This is a genomic window from Mesobacillus sp. (assembly GCF_049588175.1).
Taxonomy (GTDB): domain Bacteria; phylum Bacillota; class Bacilli; order Bacillales; family Cytobacillaceae; genus Mesobacillus.
The window spans coordinates 1-4,922 of record NZ_JBAVFI010000781.1; the positions used below are offsets into that span (position 1 = coordinate 1).

At 39.9% G+C, this 4,922-nt stretch carries 5 protein-coding genes; 2 read left to right on the top strand and 3 right to left on the bottom strand.

Annotation, left to right across the window (positions count from 1 at the left end):
• On the bottom strand, positions 1–169 hold a 169-nt coding region (locus tag WB217_RS18900), incomplete at its 3' end, for a DUF2515 family protein (RefSeq protein ID WP_423994884.1).
• 117 nt (positions 170–286) lie between these two features.
• Between WB217_RS18900 and recU the strand changes: the two genes are divergently transcribed.
• Together recU and WB217_RS18910 are read left to right on the top strand one after the other, a co-directional pair.
• Positions 287–898 (top strand): Holliday junction resolvase RecU, encoded by a 612-nt coding sequence (recU, locus tag WB217_RS18905; RefSeq protein ID WP_423994878.1) that lies wholly within the window; start codon positions 287–289, stop codon positions 896–898.
• A gap of 136 nt (positions 899–1,034) precedes the next feature.
• On the top strand, positions 1,035–3,638 hold the full coding sequence (locus WB217_RS18910; protein WP_423994879.1) for a PBP1A family penicillin-binding protein: 2,604 nt from the start codon (positions 1,035–1,037) through the stop codon (positions 3,636–3,638).
• Between the two features lie 38 nt (positions 3,639–3,676).
• Here WB217_RS18910 and WB217_RS18915 read toward each other — a convergent pair whose 3' ends face one another.
• Positions 3,677–4,048: a YpoC family protein gene (locus tag WB217_RS18915; RefSeq protein WP_423994880.1), complete on the bottom strand. Its 372-nt coding sequence runs from the start codon at positions 4,046–4,048 to the stop codon at positions 3,677–3,679.
• Positions 4,049–4,699 carry an endonuclease III gene (nth, locus tag WB217_RS18920; RefSeq protein WP_423994882.1) on the bottom strand — a complete coding sequence of 217 codons (651 nt, stop codon included), beginning with the start codon at positions 4,697–4,699 and terminating at the stop codon, positions 4,049–4,051.
• Positions 4,700–4,922 lie beyond the last annotated feature (223 nt).

Consider the following 4,922-nt stretch of genomic DNA (forward strand, 5'->3'; position numbering starts at 1 on the left):
CCAGAAACGCCCAGGTCATTTCTGGAGTCTCTAAATAGTATTGCAGATATGCATTTGTTCTGGATATATTGTCAACATTATTTTTTTCTGTCTCACCCTTGATTTTTCGAATGACTTCAGTTTCTTCATCTGTCAGTTGATAATATTGGGGATTTTGGGTTATTGACACACCTTTTCTCTTCCTTTACTTTTGGTTCTTTTTAGGGTGAATTTAAATGGGGCTTTTTATTCAACCATAAAGTCATCATATTTGGTATGATATAGAGTAGTTTGTGAGGTGGTCAGCTTGATTTTTAATTATCCAAACGGCAAAAGGTACAACCCAAAGCCAGAACAGGCCGTTCAGCTTAAAAAAGAAAAAAACACAGCATACAGCAACCGGGGCATGACACTAGAGGAAGATTTAAACGAAACCAACTCTTATTATCTCGACAGAGCAATTGCAGTAATCCATAAAAAACCGACACCAGTACAAATCGTAAATGTTGATTATCCCCGCAGGAGTGCAGCCGTTATAAAAGAGGCATACTTTAAACAGGCCTCCACTACTGACTATAATGGTGTCTACAAAGGAAGGTACATTGATTTTGAGGCGAAAGAGACAAAGTTCTCTACTTCTTTTCCATTAAAAAACTTTCATGAACATCAGATCGTCCATATGAAATCAGTGCTGGATCAGGGCGGCATTTGCTTTGTCATCCTTCGTTTCTCTACTGAAGAAGAGGTTTTCCTTCTGGAAGCAAGCCATTTGCTTACTTTTTGGGATAGAATGAAATCCGGAGGAAGAAAATCGATTACAAAGGAAGAAGTCGAAGCTATAGGCAATCAAATCCCCCTCGGGCTGCACCCAAGGATTGACTATATTAAAGTTATAGATTATCTTTATAAACTTAGTTAGTTTTTTAGTTATTACCGCATCTTTCGTTGTTTTAAATTGAGGATTCACTCTCTTTTCGTATAAGTCATATTCAAAAAACAATATATAACATCAAATTATGAAAAGAGTCTTAATGTTAGAAAGGAAGGAACAAAATATGGCACAGAAACCGCAATCAAGAGAGGAGCGGCGAAAACAGCTAGCAGCCAAAAAAAATAAACCCAAAGGCAATAAAAAACAAAAAGGAACCTTCAAAAAGATTTTCCTTGCGTTGATTACCCTTGGAATTATTGGCATGCTAACTGGGGTAGCTGTCTTTGCTTTTATGATACAGGATACTCCTAAACTTGATAAAGCTACTCTTAAAGATCCGATATCTTCAAAGATTTATGATAAAGATAATAATCTCGTCACAGAAGTCGGTTCAGAAAATAGAGACTATGTGGTCTACGAGGATATTCCCAAACTTGTGGAGAATGCATTCCTTGCCACAGAAGATGTCAGATTCTATAAGCATAATGGTATTGATGTCATCCGCTTGGGCGGAGCGGTAATTGCCAATATCACACATGGTTTTGGATCCGAGGGAGCTTCTACGATTACACAGCAGGTGGTAAAGAACTACTTCCTAGGTTTTGAAAAGACTATTTCAAGAAAAGCACAGGAAGCATGGCTTGCATACCAGCTTGAACAAAAGTATACGAAGCATCAAATTTTTGAGATGTATGTCAATAAAATCTTTATGTCTGAAGGCAGTCATGGTGTTTTAACCGCTTCTAGAATATATTTTGGCAAAGACTTGGATGAACTTGAGCTTCATGAGGCAGCAATGCTTGCGGGAATGCCTCAGAGCCCTAATAACTATAATCCATTCAAGCATCCCAAAGAAGCAGAGCACCGAAGAAATATTGTTTTATCATTGATGCACCAGCATGGATTCATTTCCAAGGAAGAAATGGAAAAAGCACAAAAAATACCGGTAGAATCCACACTAGTTAAGGAAGAAAACCGTAAAAAGAAAGATGAAAAACCATTTGACGCGTTTGTGGATATGGTCATTGATGAAGTTGAAGCTCAAGGCGATTTTGATATCTTTTCCGACGGTTTAGAAATCTATACAACCCTTGACCCTAAAGCACAAACTCATGTAGAGAATATTTTAAGTACGAATGCTGCCGCAGAATTCCCAAATGATGAGATGCAGGCAAGCATTACTCTACTTGACACGAAAACTGGAGAAATCAGGGCGATTGGCGGAGGCAGGAATCAAAAAGTTCAAAGGGGACTGAACTTCGCTACAGATATTAAAAGACAGCCAGGATCAACTATAAAGCCGATTCTGGATTACGGCCCGGCTATTGAGCATTTACGCTGGGGTACTTACCATATGCTCGAAGATAAGCCTATGACCTATTCTAATGGAGAGCCCATTGGAAACTGGAATGACAAGTATAACGGAATCATGACAATGAGAATGGCATTGGCAAAATCAATCAATATTCCAGCACTTCAGGCATTCCAGGCCGTTGGAGCTGAAAAAGCACGGGAGTTTGGTACTAACCTCGGATTAACGCTAAATGATCCAATTTTTGAATCTGCTTCAATCGGCGCGCATGAAATCTCACCTATCGAAATGGCGGGAGCATATGCTGCATTTGGCAACAATGGGTTCTTTACGAAGCCATATGCTGTCAAAAAAATTGTCCTTAGAGACAAAACAGAAATTGATATGACACCTGACACTGAAGTTGTCATGAAGGATTATACCGCTTTTATGGTTACTGATATGCTTAAATCTGCAATTACATCTGGCACAGGTGCAACATATGCAAATATCCCAAGCCTTAATGTCGCAGGTAAAACCGGAACCACGAATTACACTGAAGATGATATAAACAAATGGGGCATCGGTCCAGGCGGTGTGCCAGACTCCTGGTTTGTAGGCTATACGACCAGATATACAGCATCGATATGGACTGGATATGAAAATAGAAAGACCGCATTATATGGTACGGAACAAAAAATATCACAAATGCTCTTTAAAGATTTAATGTCCTATGTTTCCCAGGATGTTGACACTCCAGATTTTACAGTTCCAAAAAGTGTAGAAAGAGTGAAAGTGGAAAAAGGCACTATTCCTGCAAAGCTTGCAAGCGAATATACACCAGAGGATCAAGTCCTTTATGAATGGGCTGTAAAAGGAAATGTTCCAAATGAAGTCTCCAAAAAGTTTGACAAAATAGAAACTCCTGGCAAACTGGAAGCGAAGTTTGATGAAAAGAAAAATGAAATCATCTTAAAATGGGATTTCAAGCAAAAGGACAAAAAAGATATTAGCTTTGTGGTCACTGCATCACTTGATGAAGGTCCTGAACAACAACTTACAACTACCTCCGAAACTGGATTAAAAATTGCAAATCCAGTTCCAGGTGGAATATACTCATTCAAAGTAACTGCTGTCAGAGGTGACCAACAATCTGATCCAGCCGTAGTGACAATTGAAATTCCAGAGCTTCCGACTGAACCAGAAGATAATGGTACTATCGACAACGGCAATGGCAATGGCAATGGTAACGGTAACGGCAATGGCATTGGCAATGGCAACGGTAATGGAGATGGTACTGATACCGGAGATGGCACTGGTACCGGAGATGGCACTGGTACTGGAGATGGCACTGGTACTGGAGATGGCACTGGTACCGGAGATGGCACTGGCGACGGCACCGGGGATGGCGGGGATGTTTCCATTCCTGGTTTTTAAGAACTAAGTGTTAGAAAAAATAAAATAAACGTCCTGACTTAGTCAGGACGTTTATTTTTGATTTTATTTAACGCCTTATTCTTGGCAAACAGCTTCTCCTGTTCGGAAAACAGTTCTGCTAATTGTACATAAGAGTGATATAGACGCGGCTTTGTCTCAATGAAATTTAACCTTTCCTGGACATTTACAGGCTTTACATGATAATCATTGATTTTCCCATAAACCTTTTTACCGTTTGAAATGGATAGGTATTCATAGAAAAGCTCAATTGAGTCCTTCATTATTGGCAAGACCTTTTCGCCCTCTCTATTTTTAAAAAAGCCTTCGAGTGCAAGCTTTGATTGCTTCCACCTCTGAATAATACTATGGCTGAGTTCCTCAATCTCTGCTAAAGGAAATTCTTTTTCCACTTAGTCTCTGCTCCTCATTCGCTTCTTGCCCTCTCTGCATACCAAAAGCAATGGACACGTCTCACATTTTGGATTTTGCGCTTTGCAATGGTATCGGCCGAAAAAAATCATTCGATGATGAGTGATAGACCATTCGTCTTCTGGGATCTTTTTCATCAAAGTTTTTTCAACTTCTAGGACAGAATCCTTCCAGCGGCAAAAAGCAAGTCGCTTGCTGACCCTTTCAACATGAGTATCCACTGCTATTGCCGGGACACCGAATGCAACAGAAACAACAACGTTAGCTGTTTTTCTTCCTACACCAGAGAGCTTTGTCAATTCATCTCGATCTGAGGGAACTACTCCGCCGTATTCATCAATAAGCAGCCTGCAGAGATTTTGGATGTTCTTGGCTTTATTGCGATAAAGCCCTATTGATCTGATATCCTGCTGCAGCTCCTCAAGAGGGACACTCAGGAAATCTTCGGGTGTTTTATATTTTTCAAATAAACCTTTTGTTACTTTGTTAACCAATGCATCGGTACACTGTGCCGACAACGCTACCGCTATGACTAGTTCGAAGGGATTGGAATGAACCAGCTCACAATGGGCTTCTGGAAACATTTTGCCCATCTCATCAAGGCAATACCTTATTTCTTGCTTATTTAACATTGACTTCACCCGCGCTTTTAAAGTGATGATGGCTTAAACCTCTTAGGTAGAGTGCCAACTATATAATACTGATCAAGCCTCTTTTTAATGGGATCAATAAAGTTTCAAAAAGAGCCTGGATAAAAAAACGAGAGAATGAATTCTCTCGTAGAAGATTACTGTTCAAGCCAATTATAAAATGGTACAGGATTCGGAGAAACCTTTGGTTCTTCCTTCCCAGCCT